The sequence below is a fragment of the Microbulbifer maximicatervae (SeqCode) genome (assembly GCF_052467305.1).
Genome location: NZ_CP174306.1, coordinates 1703943 through 1724861, shown reverse-complemented (window position 1 = coordinate 1724861; position 20919 = coordinate 1703943). Strand labels below are relative to the sequence as shown.

The following is a 20919-nucleotide window of genomic DNA, read 5'->3' as shown; positions in this document are numbered from 1 at the left end:
GCGACACTATTGTTAGTTAGTCATCTTCGAGGTCGAGAACGGCATACTTATAAAACCCTTTCCACAACTACAACAAATCACCTCCCGACAGAAGATAAAAGGCAACGTAAATTAGAGCGAACAAGCGGCATACCTAAAATCGACGCCACACCAATTATTAAGTACACGCAGAGCTCACTTTTACTTTCTACTAATGCTCGCGTGAATAACCAGGTTTTGCTCATAACGTCTTTGCCCTCAAAAAGACTAATCATCCTTTCATCAAGACAATATTCCTTAAGATTGTCAATCAACTTACTCTGGATAAAGCTCATCAATTTTGTACCAACGTTCATCGCCGTTAGATTGCAGTTGTATTTTTGCAATCGGCTTCCTAATGTCTACTACCATTCCTATACTTGTCATGTCTCCAACTTCTAAACTTCTCCTAAACCCAGCTGCCCTCTTGACCCTATCCAAGGCAACCTTTTTCTGATAATTCTCTTCCATTTTTCTAATTCTAGCTTTTTCTTTCAATTCCTCTTCCATTTTTTGTTTTCTAGCAGAAGCCATTGCTTTCTGCCATCCTTCAAAGTCCGCCTTCCTATTAGCCATATATGATTCATTATCAATTACCTTAACCCAAAAAATATTATCAACTTTATAATATCCAAACTGGAATATTACATGCTGACCATTGACTTCACATGCTTCATAGAAAGGCTTTCTAATTGAAGATGCTTGATAGCGGCTCCTGAAAAACTGATAATACTTCTTATATGGAAACCTATATCTTTTATCTACATATTCAACTGCGGTCACATCTATGCCACCATGCTTTTTGCACAGATGTTTGAACGCCTTCTTGCTATCTTTCTCCTCGTGAAAATAGGGTCTAGGATGTACATCCCAAAACCCTTGCTTGGTATAATATTGAATATTTACACTATAAGTAACGTAATTATCCCTCACATCTAACGAAACGCCATCAACATTAGACAACCATTTGTCAAGATCTGAAAAAAGAGAAACACCTGCATTAAATTTTCGATCAATTTCAAATAAATTTTCAGCAGCAAAATTTTGTGACGCACACAACATTAAAACCAGAATTACAAAACTTCCTTTGTATTTCATATTTACATTATCCCTTATATACATTCAGTCATTAAGTTACTACCAAAAAACCATCCTGGACACCCGCTAAATAGATTGACTAGGATGGCAGCAGAAGACAGACACGGAAATCAACATTTAAAATATAAAAAAACATATAAGTTCAACAAGCTATAATGGAATTCCAACTCAGAAGACTAGCACCCTCCCTATTCAGCACCACTATGGACGCTCCTCACCTGCGTAGCATCACTCCTAAAGCTCCTACAAGAAGGGAGACCCGTAAAATAGAACCCTCGTCCAATAAACATCATCTTTTTAACCATCATCAGCAAGGAATACTCTCCCACGTCATTGGCATCAGCAGAAAACAAACACGCTCGTCCTAAAGCACCAAATACATGAGAGCCCACTTATTTGGGCACATATTCTGGTAAAACCACTGGAAGTGAAAGGTGATCGAGTAAAGATAGGTATCCATTCCCGGACTCCCTTGCCACTACAATGAAAAAATCTACGTGGATCTCAAAATAGAAAAAATTAAAGAATAGAGGGCTTTGAAAATAGATTCTTAATAGGAGGAGAATCTCCCATCCTAGCATCCAGCTTTTGCTCATGGTAATCGCGCCCATAAGGACACAACAACTCTAAGATAGATACGTCGCTATTTCAAAGCTATCTTAACATGTATAAGAAAGGTTCCCCCGCTCTTCTATAAGCCAAAAATCGACTCTAACTGGGACGATCAGCTGAGTTCTATACATTGCTAGCGTTAATACAATCTGCTTAGACTAACGTATATCAGTTACCTCCTCCCTTTAATCCTCAAAACCCAATGAACAAAATAGACCATCAGAGGATTCATAATTTACTCAGGGGTGTACTCACTATTCTCACCCTTCTTCTCATCTTGCCTATTAGACTCTCCGGCAGCGCTCTGGAAAAAGGCCATTCAGACAATATAAAAACAGATTGGTGTCCCTTTCCTTCCATTAGATATTTAATGCCTTTCGTGTACGATCTTTCAGAGATTCCCCGAACTGAATGGCATTAACTGACTTGGCTTGTGGCCAGTAAGTAATTTCTATAGAGCTTTCCTTATCAGCGACCTTTTCGACCCTAAAATCAATTACTGTAATCACACCGTTATGCATACGAGTATCCCTCATGTGATAATACATAGATGGCATAATATCGTAGTGATACTCAAAATTTTGCATCTTTGTACTTGCCAAGCTACCGAATTCTTGCTGGATTTCACTGGTTGATTGGTATTCAAATTCTCTTTTAATTTTCATGAACACCACGTCCACATTCACAGGCACGGTAAATGCGATTTTATGATTAGTAGGCTTATTGGCAGATGTATTCACCGCAGTATTGTCGGTAGTGCTTGTCTGCTCCATCTGGGATTCCTGTGCAGCTTGTTGCTGGCGAGTATTTCCATCGTGATTGATGGGGTCGCCAGTAACCGGATTATTCCAGCAGGTAAGACATTTACCGTCTGATGAGTAGATATGCTGATTAGACGCACATCCGCTCACGATAGAACCCAGGGCCAAAGAGAAAATAAGTGTTGGTAGCTTCATGAATGTTCCCCTAATGAGAGTGTTTATTTAAAAGTTACTATGAGATTCCAAGCTAGCAACCGAGCATACCGACCCCCTGTATTAACATCGAGCAAGGAGATACTTGTACACGGAAGTCTTGGAAGGATCTGTTTAGTATTGGATTATCCCGCTCTCTGTATAGAAACCAAGAAAAAATAGCTGTGGGGTTGGCCCCTTTCTAACGCTAGTACCTAAATTAAACTTTCCTTTAGAAGAGACACTGTTGCGTTTAACATTGATCAGTCGTTTTCGACGAACCCTGTTCCAGTCTAACGTTCTTAGTGACCAAATCCTTTCTGATATCATGTTCAATTTCTACGGTCCTCCCTGAATATAGATATTGATGGTTCTTTAGGTCGTTATTATGGAGCATAATACCCGGTGCGTCCGCCAGTAAATCATTATTTAAAAACCAATTTTAGAAACTCTTAAAATAAAGCACCGTGCAATATTGTTGTGGCCTAGTAAGCAAAATAACACAAAACTGTAAAAGCTTTGTGAATTCAACCACTTGTAGTGATTCCTCAAACTATAGGAACTTAGCGCCTGTGCCATTCACACTCTACTCCGTTCTACCTGTAACTTCTGAAGCAGGGAATGCCCAGCCACAACCTTAAGTATTGGCACTAAAAAATTATGATCTTAGAGCTTCCTAAAGGTGAGAGCATTAAAATCGGTACAAATGTCTCTGTTGCATTACTGGACGTAACCGGCAACCATGTAAAGCGTGGTATCTACAATACCCAAATCTCATCTCATTCACAGGGAGAAGACCTTCGTGTATTTTGATAGGAAAAGATGACTGGGGCCCTGCCACCATAGGGCCTATTAACCTTGAGAATCGCGGGGTCCCTTAATTAATAAAATGAGCCCCTCAAGAGTTAGGCTAAGCGATTTTCAAACCGCACGCCAGTAAGATCATTTTATTGAATAGACTTTTTAAGGGTATCTGCACAAAAAGCACAGGTAAAATTATTAAAAGCTGTTTTGAAAATAGCCTTTGTACCAACTTCCTCATGAGAAAAAACAATGGACTTTGATTCCATTTCTATCCCGTTTCTTACTTCCCGCTTACTTTCTTCCTCTTTGGCATGAACCACTAGGTGAGGGATATACGCAAAGTAACGACCTTTTGGAGTAGCAAAAGGTAAGAACTCACCAATTTTTTCCAAAAGGTTATTTAATACCTCTCTGGATTTTTCATTCATTACTAAAACACGATCTGTCCACACAAAAATATCAGGATATGGGTCAATATCTGACTCATCATCCATATCTTCAAACCAAGCTGTAAAATTGCCCCATTTGTCAGCAATTGGAGTGATGGAATCTCCCAGGTCAGTAAGTAGTTCGCTTCCCAGCTTACCCCACGCTTCCCTGCCAAGGAATGCCCACCTACGGCTTGAGTATCAGCATGAAATAAATATATTGATCCTAGGGCATCGAACCGGCGAAAACTGCGGATAGGCACCTAGGTCTCACTTACAGTGCTGAAAGTGAAAGGCAATCAAATAAAGATAGGCACCCACTCCCTCAATTCCCTCCCCGCCCACTGAGAAGAGATCTATATTTGCACCAAAGTGAACAAAAATTAGACAACTGAGTGCTCAGAGCAAGTTCCCCAAGCACATTTTTTGGACACACAGCGAAAGCTAATCACACCACTATATTTCTACTTCCTGAAGTGATTTTCTGCATTAAGAAATCTCCTGAACGTATACGCCATTACAGCAATGTATAGGGCAATTACTATTGCCATGGCGGAAATATCATAGACATTTATCACCCAGCTTTCTGGGTGTTGATCTCCTTGCACCAATAGCGTAGTAGTTATAAATGACACTAACAGCAGCAGTATAAATACAGCAGTTATCAATAGAAGCTTGCATGCCAGGAGTATAAATCTCTTCATAAAATAAAAACCTGGTTAGGCAATTGAGGGCAGATGCAACCTGTACCTATATTTGTTTAAATAATTATCTCAATACGTCCTCCCTACATAAGGGAGGCCTTAACTACTTTAACCTTTTTACTTTATGTCCTGACCTTTAGACTGAGGTTAAAGTGGGGCCCTTATTCTCCCACTCGTCAATCATTCTTTCGGTCAGCGCCCTCAAACGTCCCATGTACAGAATATCTTCTTGAAGCTCTTCAGCTTCTTCATCATCACATTCGTTAATATCAACATCACACAATTTTTCTTCGTAGTAAGCAAGGGCCTCTCGTATGTAGTTCAAATCTTTGTAGCTGTAATACATCACTTAACTCTCATATATTTTTATAAGGCGGCAAGCTTTTCAAAATACTCAGAAACAGGCATATCGATTTTCGCTTCAATCGAGTAGTGGGTATTGCCTTCTGCATCGGGAAACATATCTATTACAATAAACAATCCTGGTTCCAATCTCGCATCTTTGTTAATTATCCACCAAGCATCCTTTCCCTCTCTAAATGGAACTTTGTTACTGATGCCATCAAAAAGTGATACCCCACCCGATTTAGCCAAAATATACGGCTCTGAAGAGCCTGGCATCCGATAGGTTACGATATCGTTTCGTTTGGGCCTCTCTTCGCCCGCTCTCTTGTTTTTCACCATCATTGGCCGATGGTCCTCACGATACCTAACCCTATCAATTTGCGGATTATCAAGCTTCCCTTTCCTAAGCACCACATCCACATCAAATCTCTTCATATAGACTTGATTGGCACGCTTGTTTAGTTTTGCATGCCCTAGGCATCATCCCGTGTAAAGCTCAAAACATTGAGATTCATTGACTCACTCCATAAGTTTCAATCCCATGTTGATAAGCGATATTACGTCAATGCTTAACGACGAGCCACAGCCAGCCGCAAACCCGATCCCTATTGCCATTAGAGTCACAGCGAATCCAATTGGGTAACTCAGTAGCTTGAAGCCAACCCCCAATTCCCGAGTGTCTAGCCCCCCGCCTTTTACTGATCACGTCCACCACACCGAAACGACGAAAACTGAAAATTGGGACGTTGGTGTCCACAATAGTGCTAGAAGAGAAAGTCAATCAAGTAAAGATAGGCATCCGCGCCCCCAAATCCCTCCCCGTCCATCATGAAGAGATCTATGTGCGCATCAAAAGAGAACAAAAAGTAGGCAGTGAAAGACGGACGAGCACGGTTTGTCTTTCTCATCAACGGTCAAGCATGCTGTCTCAACAATGGAATTTCTAAGCAGATTTTAAGAAAAGAGAACTAAAGTTAACTGTGCCTATTGGATTATAGAAGACAGTCAGCATATCCCTTCCGGGATGAAATTTGTATAAGCCCCTGATAACCCTGCTCATTATTTACGGGCAGTGACAGAACGCATGCAAGTTGATGAACTCGTTTTCAAACTTTGATCTATATCCGATAGAATGGCCATCATGTCAGACCTGCAACTGGAGGCTTATAAAAGTGCTTAAATTTAAAGAATCTGAGTCTGATGCTAAAAGCCTCGCTCTACATTACGCTAAAGAAATGAATGATGAACTTCTTGAAGAGTTTATAAATTCAAAAATACAAATTAATTCGAACGAAATGGCAGCGTCATTGACAGAATCATTTTGGGAAATGACAGACTTAGCAATCAAAGATAATGAAGAGAAAAAAGTCATAGAGGGAATTAGTGATATAGAGTTCTGGATGCATAAGCTCTTTAACAAATTTTCTGGCTACATGCTTATTAATGCTTTTGAAGAAGTTTGGGAAAGCACATCAAGTAAGATACGTAACTAAACCTTGGCACTGCCTTGCTCCAATTTAAGGGTGTATAGGTTTTCTTACACCCCCTTGGTCTATCAGTATACAGGAAGTAACTACTCTTGTACTTGGCGATCCCCATTCGCTCTACTTTGTTTAGAGGCTAGGGTTTCCAACATGTTGGCTACTTTCTTTGCATGAATTGTGCCCGAAAATGCACCCCCATGCCCCCTATCACCAGCATCAAATATCCCTCTAACCATGACATATTTTCTATCATACTTCTCCAATTCAAGAGTAGAGTCAGTGTCTTGACCTATCGATCCCCCATATACTGTTTTTTCAGACTCCTGAACCCAAATTGAATTTTCTGTTAATCGACCTTCTGCTAAACTTTTACTTAGAAATAGAGCTCTACTTTCATTACGAATACGTAAATATCCTCTAACTAGAATTTCCTCGCCGTTAAAGCTAGATGGATTACTAATTACCTGAATCATAGAAACATGCTTTACATGACTCGAACCACAGCTAGTCAAAGTAACTAATCCAATACATACAATCATGAGTCTACGAAAATTCACTCTGAAACTTCCTTACTAAACTTAATCTTCAGTTCTAGCATATTCGTCTGGTAGAGAAATACCAAAAGGTCCAATCTCATTCGGAAACTTAAATGCTCTCTCGTAAGGCCATAATACTTGAAAAAAATCTGGGTACCTAGCAAATAAAGCGGCTCCCTAAGCACTAAACTGGCGAAAGCCTATCAACTGGTCGTATATATCGAGCACAGCGCTAGAAGTGAAAGGCTATAAAGTACAGCTTAGATTCCATGCCCTCTGGTCCCCTCCCATTCATCGCGAACAAGTCGATACTCGCATTTAAAATGAACAAAAAGTAAGCAGTGCGGACAGTTTTCTATGGAAAGAGACTCAAGCCAATCCTCCTCTATAGAGATTTGGTCTGAACGAATACCTATCAAACTATGTGTTACTTTGAACTACACATCTACCTCCTTAGGAAAACCAGCCAAATCCAGCTTCTTCCTAGATTGCCAACATAAGTGACACACGCTTGCCCGCCAGAAATTCTAGCGGTCTCAGGTAATTTAATACCTTCCTTGGGCGGGTGTTGATTCGGAATGTTGCATCATCAATACGGCTTTTGGGTATCTTGCCAATTTCTATGCCTTTCGAGAAGAAGTGCCTCAGTAGACCATTCTTGTTTTCGTTTAATCCGCGCTCCCAAGAGTGATAGGGCTGTGCAAAATAGTTTTTTTGACAGCCCAGTTTCCGCGCGATCGACTGGTGGCCTGCAAATTCATCTCCATTGTAGAGGGTTATCGTTTTACATATTACCTGATACGGCATCAGCATCCGCTTGATTACTCCACTTACAGACTTTTTACTCTTATCTGGTACCCTGCGAGTGACCAACAACCTAGAGATTTGCTCTACTAATGTCACAAGATAACTATCTTGACCATAAACCGCATCACCCTCCCAATGGCCCAGCTCAGTGTTTTTATCAATGATCGCTAGTCATCCTTCAATGTCAACATGCTCCGATAATTGATCTACAGAGGCTTTCGGCTACAGTGAAATCATCAATCTCAGACATGAGACCAAGATGATGAATAATACAACCGGTCAAACACCCAGCCGCAGACAATTTCTGAAAACAGCCGGTATGGCGGCCGTGGGATTGTCGTTAATGTACAGTCGTTGGGTTTCGGCAGTTCCCAAGCCTCAAAACGTCATGTCATCGAATGCGGCATTAAAGCGTTTGATGGAAGGCAATGAGCGTTATGTGGCTGGCAAATCCACCCTGCATGATTTTGAAAGTAAACGTGAAAAACTGGTTTACGACCAAAACCCCTTTGCGGCGATCCTATCTTGCTCGGACTCACGCATCGCGCCTGAGTATGCGTTTGACATCACACGCGGTGGCCTATTCGTGGTTCGTCTGGCGGGAAATATTGCATCGATTGATGCCATTGCCAGCCTGGAATTTGCCGTCTCAGTGTTGAATACACCGCTAATCATGGTCTTGGGCCATCAGAATTGCGGGGCGATTTCAGGATCCATATCCAATATTCAAAAGGGCCTGACATTGCCGGGCCATATCCCCCACCTTGTAGAAGAAATTTCTCCGGCTGTTGGATTGGCATTGTCAGAAAAGGGCAAGGACAAGTTGCTTGACCGATCCGTGCAGGAAAATGTGCGATTGAATGTGGCAGCCCTAAAGGCGTCACCACCCGTGCTCGGTAAACTCTATACCGAAAAAGCCATTGATGTCGTAGGTGGTATTTATAATCTGGAAACGGGCCGGGTTGATTTACTCAATTAGCATAGGACGCAGATGAGCGAGTGGCCCTCTAATCCAGGGCTTCCCCATAAACTCAGCCAAAGTAAAAATCCCCATTCTTAGAATGCGAAATTGCCCTCGGCCCCCTAAAAGGAGGCTATTGCGCCAGTCTTCTTAGATAAATTAGTTCAGACCAAATCTGGTACATCCTCTTGAAAAAGAGGGGTTTACCGGTATTGATGAAGGTGCCTAAACCTAAAAACAAAACCAAGGATAAACCCATGATCCATACTAATGATCGCATCATCAAACACAAGACCGGATTGCTAAATCTGGCAGAAGAACTCGGCAATATCTCCAAAGCTTGCAAGATGCTGGGGGTATCGAGAGACGTTTTCTATCGGTACAACGAAGCCGTTTCAAGTGGCGGTGTGGACGCCCTTCTTGAAATGTTGTGGTCAACTCCAACCGAACACTTCTTTAAGCACATTTCTTAAATTCAATAGGGGCTAGGTCTCCCAGTGTTGTATGTATTCTGCGTGAGTTGTAATAAGCAATATAGGCTCTTACATCTGCTACCGCATCCTATCTTGTCGGATAGAGGTTTCCAGTTACCTACTCCCGCTTCAAACTGCTGAAGAAACGTTCAGTCGGTGTGTTGTCCCAACAATTTCCCTTACGGCTCATTGAACACGCCATCCCATGCTGACTCAATAACGTTCGGTAGGTATGGCTGGCATACTGACTGCCACGATCAGAGTGATGTAGGACAACAATTCTGGACACACACCTAATAGTATGGCGAGAAGGACAGCAGTAGCCATATGAGAGAGTTGGTATTGAAACTAACAAGACGATGTAAGTTCAACAAGTTAATTCGGTTCGCTAGCTCCGGGGGACTAGCCCCCTATTCTGCTCCTCCACAGACCTTCTCAATCCGAAAAGCGTCACTTAACAAACTCTCCCATTAAGGAATACCACCCACGGCCTGGGAATCATCGTGAAGCAAATAGGTTAACCACAAAGCATTGAAACAGCCAAACCCAAGAATTGGAACAAGTGTCCTAGTCAGAGGGCTGGTAGTAGAAGGCAATCAAGTAAAGATAGATACATCCCCAACCCCCTCTCAATCCTAGTGAGAGGACCTATATGTGCATCAAAATTGTACAAAATACAGGCTGCGGAAGGCGTTGGTACAGATTATTCGAGAAGCGGCCCCAGGTAATTCCGAGGCTTCACATCAATACAAGGTGAGATCATATTAGACAGCTCCTGATTATCGCCATAATGTCGCTATGGAGATCTCAGGTATCATTTGATGGGATATCTAGAACCATCACAGAAGTTCTAAGACCTCCAAAGTAAACTTTCCGCTATTAAGACCTACTTTGAAATAACTACACCCTCTCTTCATTCACCTAAGAAAGGGTGTAAAAAACTACTATAGCTTGGTTGCCTGTTGTGGAGACACAGCAAGATCGCTATAAAATTTCATTATCTGCTTACCTTCTTCATCCTCATCAATAACAATATAAGTCAATGTGTTTTCAAAATAGAAGCTATTTTCAGACATCGGAATAATTTCAAATTTTGGCCCATCATTTCTATGATAATAAACTTTTTCATTTTCCATAGACAAGGTTCGGACGGTGCTTTCATCCACCCTGTAATCTCCCAGGAAGCTCTTAACTTTGCTTTCATTTAATTTGAAAGGCTCAAACTTGGGAACGTGTATATCAAGCACTTCAGCTGCCAAAAGCTTACTAATTAAGTTTGGATTACTGCCGCTGAAATTACTTAAAACAGCAATATATAGATCTTCTGATGGAATATAAAATGCATCGGTAGCAAAACCAGGAATACCACCACTATGTGTAATAATAACATGTTGGTGAATCTTTCCGATGCCTAATCCATAACCATAATTTGATACTGAGCCATCGTTTAATTTAAACGGCTCAATCATTTTTTGATAGCTAGCATTTGATACAAGCGCACCATTACGAAGTGCTGTAAACCACACATTCAGATCTTCCACAGTAGACAAAAGAGCTCCTGCGGCATGAGGCCACATCATGTCAATATACATGGCATTAACTACACCATTGGGCGACATATCATAGCCATTAGCTCTATTATGAATAATCTTAGATCCACCATAGTGACTAGATTTCATACCGATTTTCTTAAAGATATTTTCATTGATAAAATCAGCATATGACTGCCCACTAGCAACTTCGATGATTTTCCCCAGAAGAACGTAGCCCGTATTCGAATAACGCATTTGCTCGCCTGGTTTAAACTTCATTGGGTGCTTGGAAAACCGAATCAACATATCATCTATGGTGGTCGGCACCTGTATTTCTTTAGCAAAGATCTCCTCATCTTCAGTATAATTTGCAATACCAGAAGTATGAGTCAATAGGTGCTCAATAGTTACATCATTACCTTCGGTTGGAAAATCCGGTACATATTTATGAATATTATCCTTTAATGAAATTTTATTTTGCTCTTGCAGTATCATTATTGCTGCTGCAGTAAACTGCTTAGTTAAAGAGCCCAAGCGAAAAATACTGTCAGTTGTTAAAGGTATATTGTGCTCTAAGTTTGCAAGGCCACGAGCCCCCTTGAAAACCACTCGTCCATCTTTACTAACAATAACGGCCACGCCAGGCTCATCTATATCAATATTTTCTGCCAAAATAATTTCATAATTTTTTTGTTCAACTTCCAACACATCTGCAAATGATACATTTAAACTAAAAACTGACAGAACAACACCGAACATTAACTTTTTCATGTTACCTCTTATTTTTTTCGATTTTTTGGAGAATAGTCGCACAAGGGCGTCTCTCAACTATTGAATATATCACTAATTAAGACCTCTGTTTAAAGACTCACATGCTTTCATTTTAAAGATTTGAAAATTATTAGTTGACTTATCCAACATTATCAACTTTACAGGTGTGGCTTCTGAAGGGCAAAAAGGAGTAGCCGAAGGGTATTTTTATCCCTAGACTAAAAATTGATACTAGAGTCTTACTTATCGTGATAATTCTGAATACTCATCAAATGGAGAAGCGAATAAGACTTTAGTACTCATAGAAGTAAACTGTCATCAATACCTTAAAAACGGAGCAAAATCGACAATTTTTTGAGCATCTTAAGTTATGCCTCCCACCCATAACCCCTTGTCATCTATCGAGGAGACATCTACGTGCGCATCAAACATGAACAAAAAGTAGGATTAGAGAGCCCTGCTGTAGTATCTATTTGATAGATGGTACATAACTGTAAGAGTTTCTATCTCTTGGGCAAAGTATGGGCTACCTCATTCATTGCTTTAAAGGTTGAACCATGCAGAAAACTATTACGATTATTGGCGCCACAGGCTATTTAGGTCGTCAGGTAGCACGAAAACTGGATCATAAAGGTGTAAAGGTAACTGCGATCGTGAGGGACGTAATTAGTGCTCGCACTATCCTCCCAGAGAGTATCCAGCTTGTCGAAGCAGATGTCTCGGATAAAGAGAGCCTGGTGTCTGCACTAGTTGGTACCAAAACACTTTATATCACCCTGAATACCACGTCACTCGACCCGACTTTACCCTTTCATAGTGAGCGTGAAGGTGTGATTAATATCGTGGAGGCTGCAAAGGTCAATGGTGTGCAACACATCATGCAGATTGCTGGTATTGATTATCTCCACCCAGAGTTTGCGGACAAGGGACTTGAGTACAAGACCAATGTAATCCGTAAGCCAGGGATAGAGGCCATTAAAAGTTCGGGCATTGATTTCACTTTCTTCTTCTGTTCATTCTTCCTGGATTCTTTCCCCACATTCATCGAGAACGGCCAATTTTCTATCATCGGCGATCATGTCCACCCTATCTACTACACCAATACAACAGATCTGGCAGAGATGATCGGTAATGCTATCGGGAATGAGATGGCCTACAACCAGAGTTTTTCAGTTCAGGGTACTAAGGGGATGTCTTTACCAGAGGCGGCCAGAACGTTTGTAGAGGCATATTCTCCGGGAACAGAAATTGCCGTTCACCCTATCGCGGCCATTGCAGAAATGGGACTGCCCGAGGAGCAGGCAGTATTTATGGAACATATGCTGACTTACGTAGAACAGCTAAAGGAGCAACCAGTGAGTCAAAAAACTTGGCAGGTGTTAGGTAAGCCAGATACAACTATCACAGATTTTGCCCGAGATCTGTCAAACGCTTCATAGCGACTGATCCTTGTTCAGTATTGCGTCCTCTGTGCTCAGCCGCTCCATCAAGTCAGTGGCTGCAGGACCCAGTGGACGCTTACTGGACCAGATAATATCTACACCGTGTGACAGCTCTTTCTCCTGCTCAAATACCAGAGGGAGCTGTATCAGTTTTTTCGCCGCTATCCCCTTCGCAACCACGTGTAGTGGCAATACTGCCCAGCCCAAATTAGCGTCGACAAGGTCAAGTGCATCATCGAGACGTGACACACTCCACACGTCGGGAGACACCAGCCAGCGAGTTTGGCTGGATATCTCAAACTCCTGCAATAAGATTTGTCGGTATTGTTTCAGGTCTTCCCAGGTTACTTCAGTAAGTTGTGCTATCGGGTGCTCAGCACAGGCGACGCCAGTGAGCTTCAGATGGCCCAGGGCTCTGAAATCGCACCCAGTGGGCACATCTTCTTGCTGCGTGATAATCCCGAGTTGGGCAACATCCCGTTCGACCCAGGTCTGTACATCCTGAACATTTCCCGCTCTGAGCGTAATTTGAACATTTGGATATTTGGTCTCAAACTCTTGAAAGAGTCCACCCAGGTTTTTAATCCGCACATGCTGGGCAATAGCTAACGTCAACCGGGCCTCGACATCCAGAGACAACCCTTGTGCGATCGCCATCAAACGCTCGCGTTGCTCGATAAGATTCCGTGCGCGTTCCAGCAGTGACTCACCTGCGTCCGTCAATCGCGGGTATCGTTGACTACGATCAAATAGATTGACTCCCAAGTCAACCTCCAGATTCGATACCAGTGAGCTGATTACCGACTGTGCCTTTCCACATTTACGTGCAGCCGCTGAGAACGAGCCAGCCTGCTCGGTTGCTACAAATGCTTCCAGTTGCTCAATAGAAACTGCCACGCGCCCAACCTATCTGTTTAAGGTATAGTATCTAACTTATCCCACCTAAAATAACTATATATCATTCAGGCATATTTTCTCAACCAGAGTGAGTATGGCTGATGACTAAATCATTGAAGAATCGTTTATTCCATGCGGTTTCCTACGAGTTTTTTCTGCTGCTGACAGGTGGCTTACTGGTGGTGCCAGTGTTTGATCTGGAGGTACACCAATCGCTAGTACTTGCGGCTGGACTATCACTGTTTGCGCTGGTCTGGAATATGGTTTTCAATCACGCTTTTGACTGGTACTTATTGAATATACGTAAAAACCCGGAGAAGACATTTATCGTTAGAGCCATGCATGCGTTATTGTTTGAAGGGGGTATGTTGGTACTGACGTTGCCAGTAATCGCCTGGGGCTTTAATCTGACTATCCTAGAAGCATTTATGCTTGAGATAGTCATGGTGATATATATCGTGATATATACCTATGTATTCAACTATTGGTTCGATAAGCTGCATAGTTCGTTTCAAGTTACTGAACACAAACGTTAAAGGTCTTCTCCACTTTCTATTTTAGATGAAATGCAGGACCAGTTAAGATACACATCGCCGGAATCACCCGATGGGGGCAGAGATACATGCTTTTACTATGTGCTTAGCTCAATACCGATACATCTTAAATTTGTTAGCAGTTCTTTATATTGATCGGACTTGGAAGATAAGTATCGTAACTTACGATGCCTTTTAACTTCCCAATTACCAATGACAGAGTCAATTTTTGTACCGGATGCCGATGGTTCATCATCGAAACCAAACTCAAATCCGCAGCTACATATCTGAAAAGAGCCACTACCATCCTCTAAGTAAGCAGGAGCCCCCAACTCAAGGCTACCACATACAGGATAATGCCAACATCCATTAACTCTTTAACTCTTTAACTCTTTAACTCTTTAACTCTTTAACAAACTTTCTGATATACAACCGTGGACACCCATCAAGAAAAAGTATAATCCGCCAAACCTGTTGGGAAAAGGCTGAACTCTAGAAAGTACAGATTATACAGCCATAATAGTTAGAAGTTTCACGTGCAGGTTGTGGATATCTTGAATGAATTAGGCGGTTTATACTTTTCATTTAGTGAGTGTCCGCAATTCCCGCCTATTCAGTGATACTCCTTCCTATTTCAGACTTGAGTTAATAATTTCTTTTAACTGCTCACTATATGGGTGGACCCATTCATCTCTCGAAAACGCCCTCCACTCCTCATAACCATCAATAAAATCATTGGTTACCACTCTACTTTCATCCATCCTTGTCAGGCTATTTTCAAGACTAGACTCGGTTACAGCAACGGCAAGCCCCCCTGCATACGGGGCACTTAAAATTTTATGCTCTATAAAAACATAATAAATATTTTCATTGACTTCCACCTCTCCCAAACTCTTTAAAAAATATCCATATAAAATTTGTACCCGAGAATACTCTTCACCTGGGTTTGTCCTATATTCCCAAACCGTTTTTAGTTGAAATTTTGGTTTTTTTAACTTCACTATACTCTCCTCTGTAGTAGCCTAATACTTCCCCAAAAGCAATTCTGGATACCCACTAAGTAGAATAACTAGAAGAGCAGTAGTGGCCATAGAATAAAATTGGCACTGTAACCATGAAAATAGTTCAAATCCAACTAGTAACGTTAGTTCTCCAACTTAGGGAGGCTATCGCCCACACTTCCCTATTCTGCATCAATACGGCTGTTCTCCACCCTCAAAACATCATTTACCAAACCCCATCACTAAGGAATATCTAGCCACAGCTTGAGTGTGAGTATGAAACAAACAAGTGGACCACAAAGCACCAACCAACGAAAATCCATCATCAGTTGGCTCGAATCACCTGTCGTACTAGAAGTCAGAATCAATCACATAAAGTTAGGCATCTGCGCCCCAAATCCCTCCCCGTCCAAAGGGAAGAGACCTATGCCATGTCAAAATCGACCAAGAATTAGTCAATTGAACGTTAAGGGCAAGTTCCCCAAGAAAGGAGGCCCTACCCCCCCTCTGGTGAAATTAAACTTTGCTTGGTAACAAGATACGATTATCTGTACAAAAACTGCACAGCCTTGTCAGTCATGCATTAATGCTTACTCAGGCATTACTTTTGTATAAACCTGGAGCATCGATTGAACTAGGTTTGATGTTAATTCCTTTGATTAATAACCATAGCCCAAATGTGATTTCAAAAAACGCGCCTGGAAGCATGAAGTGTTTCAGTATTTGGGGCGGCTCGAGTAACAAAATATTTGAAAACCCATAAACCACCATCGACATATAAGTGAAAGCCCCCCAAAGAACCAACCACTTAGGCACGTAATTTGAAACGTAAAATAAGTACATGAAAATAGTCGCGCCTATGCCCATTATGATTAAAAGAACATCCCACATCGAACCACTCATATTCACAAATATACTCGCTAACGCATGTAGCTGCTCTTCTTGAAATGTATTCGAATATTCCTGGTTTCTTAAAACTACTATAACCGTCAATGTAATAATTGTTGCTACAAAGCCAAGAAGCCCTTCTCCAAACCTGAAAAGCAATGCCAAAAAAGCAATATTTTTATTGATTGTTTTTGTAACCAAGTACTGCGCCCAAGATGCCCAAATAACAGCGATAAACATAATTATATCTATAATCTGAGCGAACCTGAATCTCACCTCTGTCTCAGCAAAAGCCCCAAAATCATATATTCCTTTCTTGACAAGTAATGAATTGAGCATCCCTAAAACGATATAAATTAAGTATGCAGCACCTAGATGCTTCGCATATAGGCTAAGTGATGATTGTGTATTATCCATCAGTAATTATCCTTTGGCTCTCGCATACGACGAAAGTCCTAATCTTTATTTCAGGTGCGAAGCAGGCGCCACCTGAATATAGTAGTTAGAGTTCTTGCTACAGTGTGCCAATACTGCTTAAAAATGACGTTAGCTGAGTTGCGGAATCCTTTAATGACTCGGCTACGGCAGCGATCTCTGCCTTCTTTATGGTTTCATTGAAATTAGTATCACCGAGTTCTTTGCGGGCAGAGAATTCGTTACTTGACACAACCGTAAATGGCACTATACCCGACCGAACATCAAGTAAGACTACTTCCACTGAACAGTATGCCTTTGTTTCATTCGGATCAATAAACTTATACTTCTCAAAAGTACGGCAACTTGAACGGTAGGCTAATAGTAAATCAGCTTGGTAGCGTGCAGCAGCTTCTCGAAGATAAGGCACTGTACGTTGCTCTGGAACGAGCATGCTTGGTAAGAATGAAGCATCGTAAACCCTTTCAGACTCTCTCAACTGCCCTACAAAGTCCCTAGCAATAGTTTCATTTAGTTGCGTAAAATCATTAGAGTAATGGCGCCAGTAGCTATCATTGGACAACTTGAGTATTGCAATTCTATTTTGTGCAGGAAGCTTTAACTCATAGTTAAGGATGCGGTCTATGTCTATATCCCCTAACGATTCACCAGTGGAGCCAAATAGAGGCTCATTATTCGCTTCATTACCCCCAGCCTTATAGTAATCGCTTGGTCGATGAGATGTAGCTACAGTAGCGCAACCTGTAACAAGTATCGCAATTATAACTATCAAGTACTTTGTCATTTGTAATCCTTAGGTGGCAATTATTAACTCTTAATAGTTAATTCAAGTACAGCATCTATATATCACGCTTCTCTAGAATTCCAAAGCTAGCCCAATGAGATAAAATCAAGAGGAGCAAAGAATAGCCTTTAACTGGTACAAATGTTCAACACAAAATACAGATTGAGACATCCATAATCCTGAGACCACCCTACTTTATATCTTATGATGACGCTCCACGAGTTATGGAAAGACTCGTCCTATCCAAGAAACAACGGTAGCTGCGCTTATATTCTGATGATAAAACCACCTAAAAGACGTCTTTTAGCACTTCAAATATGAATTCCTTTCCTATTCCGTAACCAAGAATCACCTACTAAACCACCCCATTAAGATTATCTCATATGCCAGATTTGGAGGCTGCTATTCAGTAAACCCGATATCAGAAAAAAATAATAGAACTACAATCTATCGTTTTATAATTTTATTAAACACTTACAGAAAAGCTGCTCTTTTTCTCATCTCGTGACTGCCGTTAGATTTGGTTAAGTCAATTACGGCGAGCACATCTTCTCCATCATCATCCATTCCGACCTCAACAAAACCGAAACTAGAATAAAAAGCTTTTGCAACGGGATTATTAGGGTTATAACAAATTTCAATCTCTTGAAGTCCCGGGACGTCCCGAATTTCTCCTAAAGCAAGATCCAGAGCTATGCGACCAATACCTTTTTGTTGGTAATTTTGATCAATCATAAACCGCCAGATTGAGATTTTTTCTAAGCTTTCTTGTACCCACATTAGAAATCCAACGGCTTCATTGTCCAAGTAAATAGCACGAGTTTCATAGCCTTCGTTAAACATCGATTCAACTAGTGACCACATATTGCAGGCAACGTAATCTTCTTGATCCGGTGCAACATCAAGATCACATACTGCTTCATAATTCTGTTTGGTAATCTGACGAAGTGATACTTCCATGGTCTAACCTTAAAGATCTAATAATCAATCGACAAGTAACACCTATATATCACACTTCTCTATATTTCCTAAGCTTATCAGCCTGATCGGAAAAAAAGAGACAAATGATAAAGAAGCTACCGTTAGGTGGCACTAACAATCAAAGTAAGATGTAGAGCAGCGTCTATTGAATTTTGATATTCATATCGTAGCGTAATCAACGAAACAGCTTTTACCCATATTTTTGAGGCGTTTTAGTCCCCCCTCTAATCCACACCAGTAAACCCAGCTACTCCGTTTTCAAAAGCCGCTTTCCAAGCTTGTCTTTCAAAGATTCTGTACCCATAGATCGCATATCAGTAAAAAAATATGCTGAGCTAAGAGACCCGAACTTACGGAATCTAAGATTTGGAATCAATCTGTCAATCAAAGTACTATTGGTGGATGGATGCCAATTAAAGATAGGCATCCACGCTTCACCACCGTCATCAAACGGATAGAATCTTACTGCATGTATAAAAGAAGTATTGAGGGAACAGCCTCACCAAAGGAGGCCTAGTACAGCTTTTTCTAAAGAGGTTTAACTTTATGCGATAACAAGTAACAACGAGCTTCGATTATTTCGCTCTCGCACAGATCAGATCCGCCAAATCCTCATCTGAATTTGCTTGCTGGAGAGTCACTCCCGTATGTATAAAGCTTCAATAGTACTTTCCCCCATTGAGTTAGCCTTAACCATATAGCCAGTTAGTGCCCCTGATGCATCGCTTGGTAAATCTAGTTTCTTTGATAGCGCAAAAACCGTAAACTGATACCGATGCGCACCATGCCCTTTTGGTGGGCAAGCACCACCAAAACCTCTTACTCCATAATCATTTACTATTTGTACACTACCCTGAGGAGTGCGATTTTGCTCTGAATTTCCTGCGCCAGCTTCCAGTGAACTAATATTTTTGGGAATATTTACAATTTGCCAATGCCACCAACCACTGCCTGTTGGTGCATCAGGATCATATACAAAAACAGCAAAAGCTTCTGTCCCCTTCGGAGCATTTGCCCAAGATAATTGTGGTGAAGTATTATTACCAGTGCAACCGAACCCCTGGAATTCTTGTTCTTTACTCATATACTTTCCAGTATCTATATCATTACTCGAGAGCAAAAATGATTCTGCAGAGGCTACGCCGGATATAAGCACTGTAAAGACGGCACATTTAATTTTACTAATTAGGCCAAACATATTTACTCCAAATATATTAAAAATGATTACTTATCATAGGAGCATTATGTTCAGAGTAATATATCAAAAACAGGCAAACTTTCGCCTCAAACGTTCACTCGTGTTTTTCTCAGCTCTATAGGTGTTATACCAAAAGATCTTTTAAACTTATCTGAAAATCTAGACTGGGATTTATAGCCACATCTTTCTGATATACGGCCTACTGGCTCAAAAGTCGTTTGAAGTAAGTGCAACCCCAAGCCAAGCCTGATGTCATCTATAATGACTTTAATGCTCGTGCCTTCGCTATTTAACTTCCTTCTTAATGTTGACTCACTCATTGACAATTTTGAAGCCAACATATCCACTCTTAAGTCCGCAGCTGGATTTTCACTGATAATTTTATATAATTTTTGGCTTACACTTGTCGATTCAAAAACAGAAGCTACTTCCTGGTACCCCAAATAGAATAATGTTTGTAATATTTCCTGTCTTCGAATATGCCATAGATCAAAAGGAACGGAAGAACTCCATTCCATAAACTGATGAAGGGCTAACTCTAAAGTAGAATCTATATCTCCCGTAAAATATTTTTCTTCTTTGTTTCTTGCAGGCGTTAATCTATCGAAATCATTGTATTCAAACTCAATAAGCAATGCGAAGTATTCTGAATCACCCGGGATATTTCGCATATCAATTTTAGGGCTATTAGATAAAAATATAAACTCCCCTGTTGAGCAACTCTTTTGCCTGTCACCACCCAGCTCTTTGCATCCATCAAGCACACATATCAAGGTCGGATTAACAATAGGAACACTGAAAATATTTTGTTCTCTATATGAGGAATATACTGAAAAAGGTAAGTTCTTACTCTCCTTTAGTATCTGCTTTGCTAATTGCTTAAGTTCATGCATAAATTGATTGAGCGCCTAATAGTAAATTCAAAAGCAGAGTTTATATAGCACGATTATCAACAATTACAAAATATGCCTGCCCAATCGCACACAATAAAATCGCCCGGATCACGACCATCAAAAACGCCTTAGTAGCGATTTCGAAATGGGACCTCCCTATTCTCCGCTTACTATCTTCCAGGTACACCTATTGCATACGTACCAAGCTTGCCTGTCAAAGCAAGATCAATTGTATGCTGGAGCAGCATCCGGTATCGAATACTTTGGTACAAAGCAGCGAACTAGTAAAAGCTGAAGAGTCGGCACAAATGTATCTGTCATAGAGCAGAAAGTGAATAGAA

General features: G+C 41.0%; 18 protein-coding genes and 4 pseudogenes. 6 read left to right on the top strand and 16 right to left on the bottom strand.

The window, feature by feature from the left end; all coding sequences use genetic code 11:
• Positions 1-294: 294 nt before the first annotated feature.
• The 5 genes from ACJJI4_RS07785 to ACJJI4_RS07765 all read right to left on the bottom strand — a co-directional run bounded on the left by ACJJI4_RS07785 (position 295) and on the right by ACJJI4_RS07765 (position 5397).
• Positions 295-1116 carry a hypothetical protein gene (locus tag ACJJI4_RS07785; RefSeq protein WP_444927639.1) on the bottom strand — a complete coding sequence of 274 codons (822 nt, stop codon included), beginning with the start codon at positions 1114-1116 and terminating at the stop codon, positions 295-297.
• Positions 1117-2087: 971 nt separating this feature from the next.
• Complete coding sequence (locus ACJJI4_RS07780; protein ID WP_413665585.1) at positions 2088-2684, bottom strand: hypothetical protein; 597 nt, start codon at positions 2682-2684, stop codon at positions 2088-2090.
• Between the two features lie 944 nt (positions 2685-3628).
• A complete protein-coding gene (locus tag ACJJI4_RS07775; protein ID WP_444927638.1) occupies positions 3629-3979 on the bottom strand; it encodes a hypothetical protein in 351 nt (116 codons plus the stop codon).
• Between the two features lie 774 nt (positions 3980-4753).
• The gene (locus ACJJI4_RS07770) at positions 4754-4966 is read right to left on the bottom strand and encodes a hypothetical protein (RefSeq protein ID WP_444927637.1); all 213 of its coding nucleotides are present in this window, start codon (positions 4964-4966) and stop codon (positions 4754-4756) included.
• 17 nt (positions 4967-4983) lie between these two features.
• Positions 4984-5397 carry a hypothetical protein gene (locus tag ACJJI4_RS07765; protein WP_444927636.1) on the bottom strand — a complete coding sequence of 138 codons (414 nt, stop codon included), beginning with the start codon at positions 5395-5397 and terminating at the stop codon, positions 4984-4986.
• A gap of 263 nt (positions 5398-5660) precedes the next feature.
• Between ACJJI4_RS07765 and ACJJI4_RS07760 the strand changes: the two are divergent.
• Positions 5661-5834: pseudogene (locus tag ACJJI4_RS07760) on the top strand (carbon storage regulator); the annotation flags it as partial.
• A gap of 300 nt (positions 5835-6134) precedes the next feature.
• Positions 6135-6455 (top strand): hypothetical protein, encoded by a 321-nt coding sequence (locus ACJJI4_RS07755; protein WP_444927635.1) that lies wholly within the window; start codon positions 6135-6137, stop codon positions 6453-6455.
• 80 nt (positions 6456-6535) lie between these two features.
• On the opposite strand, the gene ACJJI4_RS07750 is transcribed toward ACJJI4_RS07755, so the two are convergent.
• The gene (locus ACJJI4_RS07750) at positions 6536-6919 is read right to left on the bottom strand and encodes a hypothetical protein (RefSeq protein ID WP_444927634.1); all 384 of its coding nucleotides are present in this window, start codon (positions 6917-6919) and stop codon (positions 6536-6538) included.
• 546 nt (positions 6920-7465) lie between these two features.
• Positions 7466-7957: pseudogene (locus ACJJI4_RS07745) on the bottom strand (IS30 family transposase); the annotation flags it as partial.
• Between the two features lie 91 nt (positions 7958-8048).
• Here ACJJI4_RS07745 and ACJJI4_RS07740 point away from each other — a divergent pair.
• Together ACJJI4_RS07740 and ACJJI4_RS07735 are read left to right on the top strand one after the other, a co-directional pair.
• Entirely contained in the window at positions 8049-8768 is a 720-nt protein-coding gene (locus tag ACJJI4_RS07740) for a carbonic anhydrase (RefSeq protein WP_444927633.1), read from the top strand.
• A gap of 239 nt (positions 8769-9007) precedes the next feature.
• Positions 9008-9193 (top strand): annotated as a pseudogene (locus ACJJI4_RS07735) (helix-turn-helix domain-containing protein); the annotation flags it as partial.
• A gap of 13 nt (positions 9194-9206) precedes the next feature.
• Here the strand turns inward: ACJJI4_RS07735 and ACJJI4_RS07730 are convergent.
• A pseudogene (locus ACJJI4_RS07730) lies at positions 9207-9494 on the bottom strand (integrase core domain-containing protein); the annotation flags it as partial.
• A gap of 673 nt (positions 9495-10167) precedes the next feature.
• Positions 10168-11526, bottom strand: coding sequence for a serine hydrolase domain-containing protein (locus ACJJI4_RS07725; protein ID WP_444927632.1), 1359 nt, complete (start codon positions 11524-11526; stop codon positions 10168-10170).
• Between the two features lie 557 nt (positions 11527-12083).
• Between ACJJI4_RS07725 and ACJJI4_RS07720 the strand changes: the two genes are divergently transcribed.
• Complete coding sequence (locus ACJJI4_RS07720) at positions 12084-12965, top strand: SDR family oxidoreductase (protein ID WP_444927631.1); 882 nt, start codon at positions 12084-12086, stop codon at positions 12963-12965.
• Here ACJJI4_RS07720 and ACJJI4_RS07715 read toward each other — a convergent pair.
• Positions 12960-13865 carry a LysR family transcriptional regulator gene (locus ACJJI4_RS07715; RefSeq protein ID WP_444912904.1) on the bottom strand — a complete coding sequence of 302 codons (906 nt, stop codon included), beginning with the start codon at positions 13863-13865 and terminating at the stop codon, positions 12960-12962. The two genes, ACJJI4_RS07720 and ACJJI4_RS07715, sit on opposite strands and share 6 nt — an antisense overlap.
• A 113-nt stretch (positions 13866-13978) precedes the next feature.
• Between ACJJI4_RS07715 and ACJJI4_RS07710 the strand changes: the two genes are divergently transcribed.
• Complete coding sequence (locus ACJJI4_RS07710) at positions 13979-14401, top strand: PACE efflux transporter (protein WP_444927630.1); 423 nt, start codon at positions 13979-13981, stop codon at positions 14399-14401.
• Positions 14402-15027: 626 nt separating this feature from the next.
• Here ACJJI4_RS07710 and ACJJI4_RS07705 read toward each other — a convergent pair.
• The 6 genes from ACJJI4_RS07705 to ACJJI4_RS07680 form a co-directional block, all read right to left on the bottom strand.
• Positions 15028-15399: a hypothetical protein gene (locus ACJJI4_RS07705; RefSeq protein WP_444897076.1), complete on the bottom strand. Its 372-nt coding sequence runs from the start codon at positions 15397-15399 to the stop codon at positions 15028-15030.
• A 594-nt stretch (positions 15400-15993) separates the two neighbouring features.
• Positions 15994-16704, bottom strand: a complete 711-nt coding sequence (locus ACJJI4_RS07700) for a DUF4386 domain-containing protein (RefSeq protein ID WP_444927629.1) — start codon at positions 16702-16704, stop codon at positions 15994-15996.
• A 97-nt stretch (positions 16705-16801) separates the two neighbouring features.
• A complete protein-coding gene (locus ACJJI4_RS07695; RefSeq protein WP_444913601.1) occupies positions 16802-17506 on the bottom strand; it encodes a hypothetical protein in 705 nt (234 codons plus the stop codon).
• A 474-nt stretch (positions 17507-17980) separates the two neighbouring features.
• Positions 17981-18466: a GNAT family N-acetyltransferase gene (locus ACJJI4_RS07690; protein WP_444927628.1), complete on the bottom strand. Its 486-nt coding sequence runs from the start codon at positions 18464-18466 to the stop codon at positions 17981-17983.
• Positions 18467-19124: 658 nt separating this feature from the next.
• Complete coding sequence (locus ACJJI4_RS07685) at positions 19125-19685, bottom strand: YbhB/YbcL family Raf kinase inhibitor-like protein (RefSeq protein WP_444913597.1); 561 nt, start codon at positions 19683-19685, stop codon at positions 19125-19127.
• An 86-nt stretch (positions 19686-19771) separates the two neighbouring features.
• Positions 19772-20578, bottom strand: coding sequence for a helix-turn-helix transcriptional regulator (locus ACJJI4_RS07680; protein WP_444927627.1), 807 nt, complete (start codon positions 20576-20578; stop codon positions 19772-19774).
• Positions 20579-20919 lie beyond the last annotated feature (341 nt).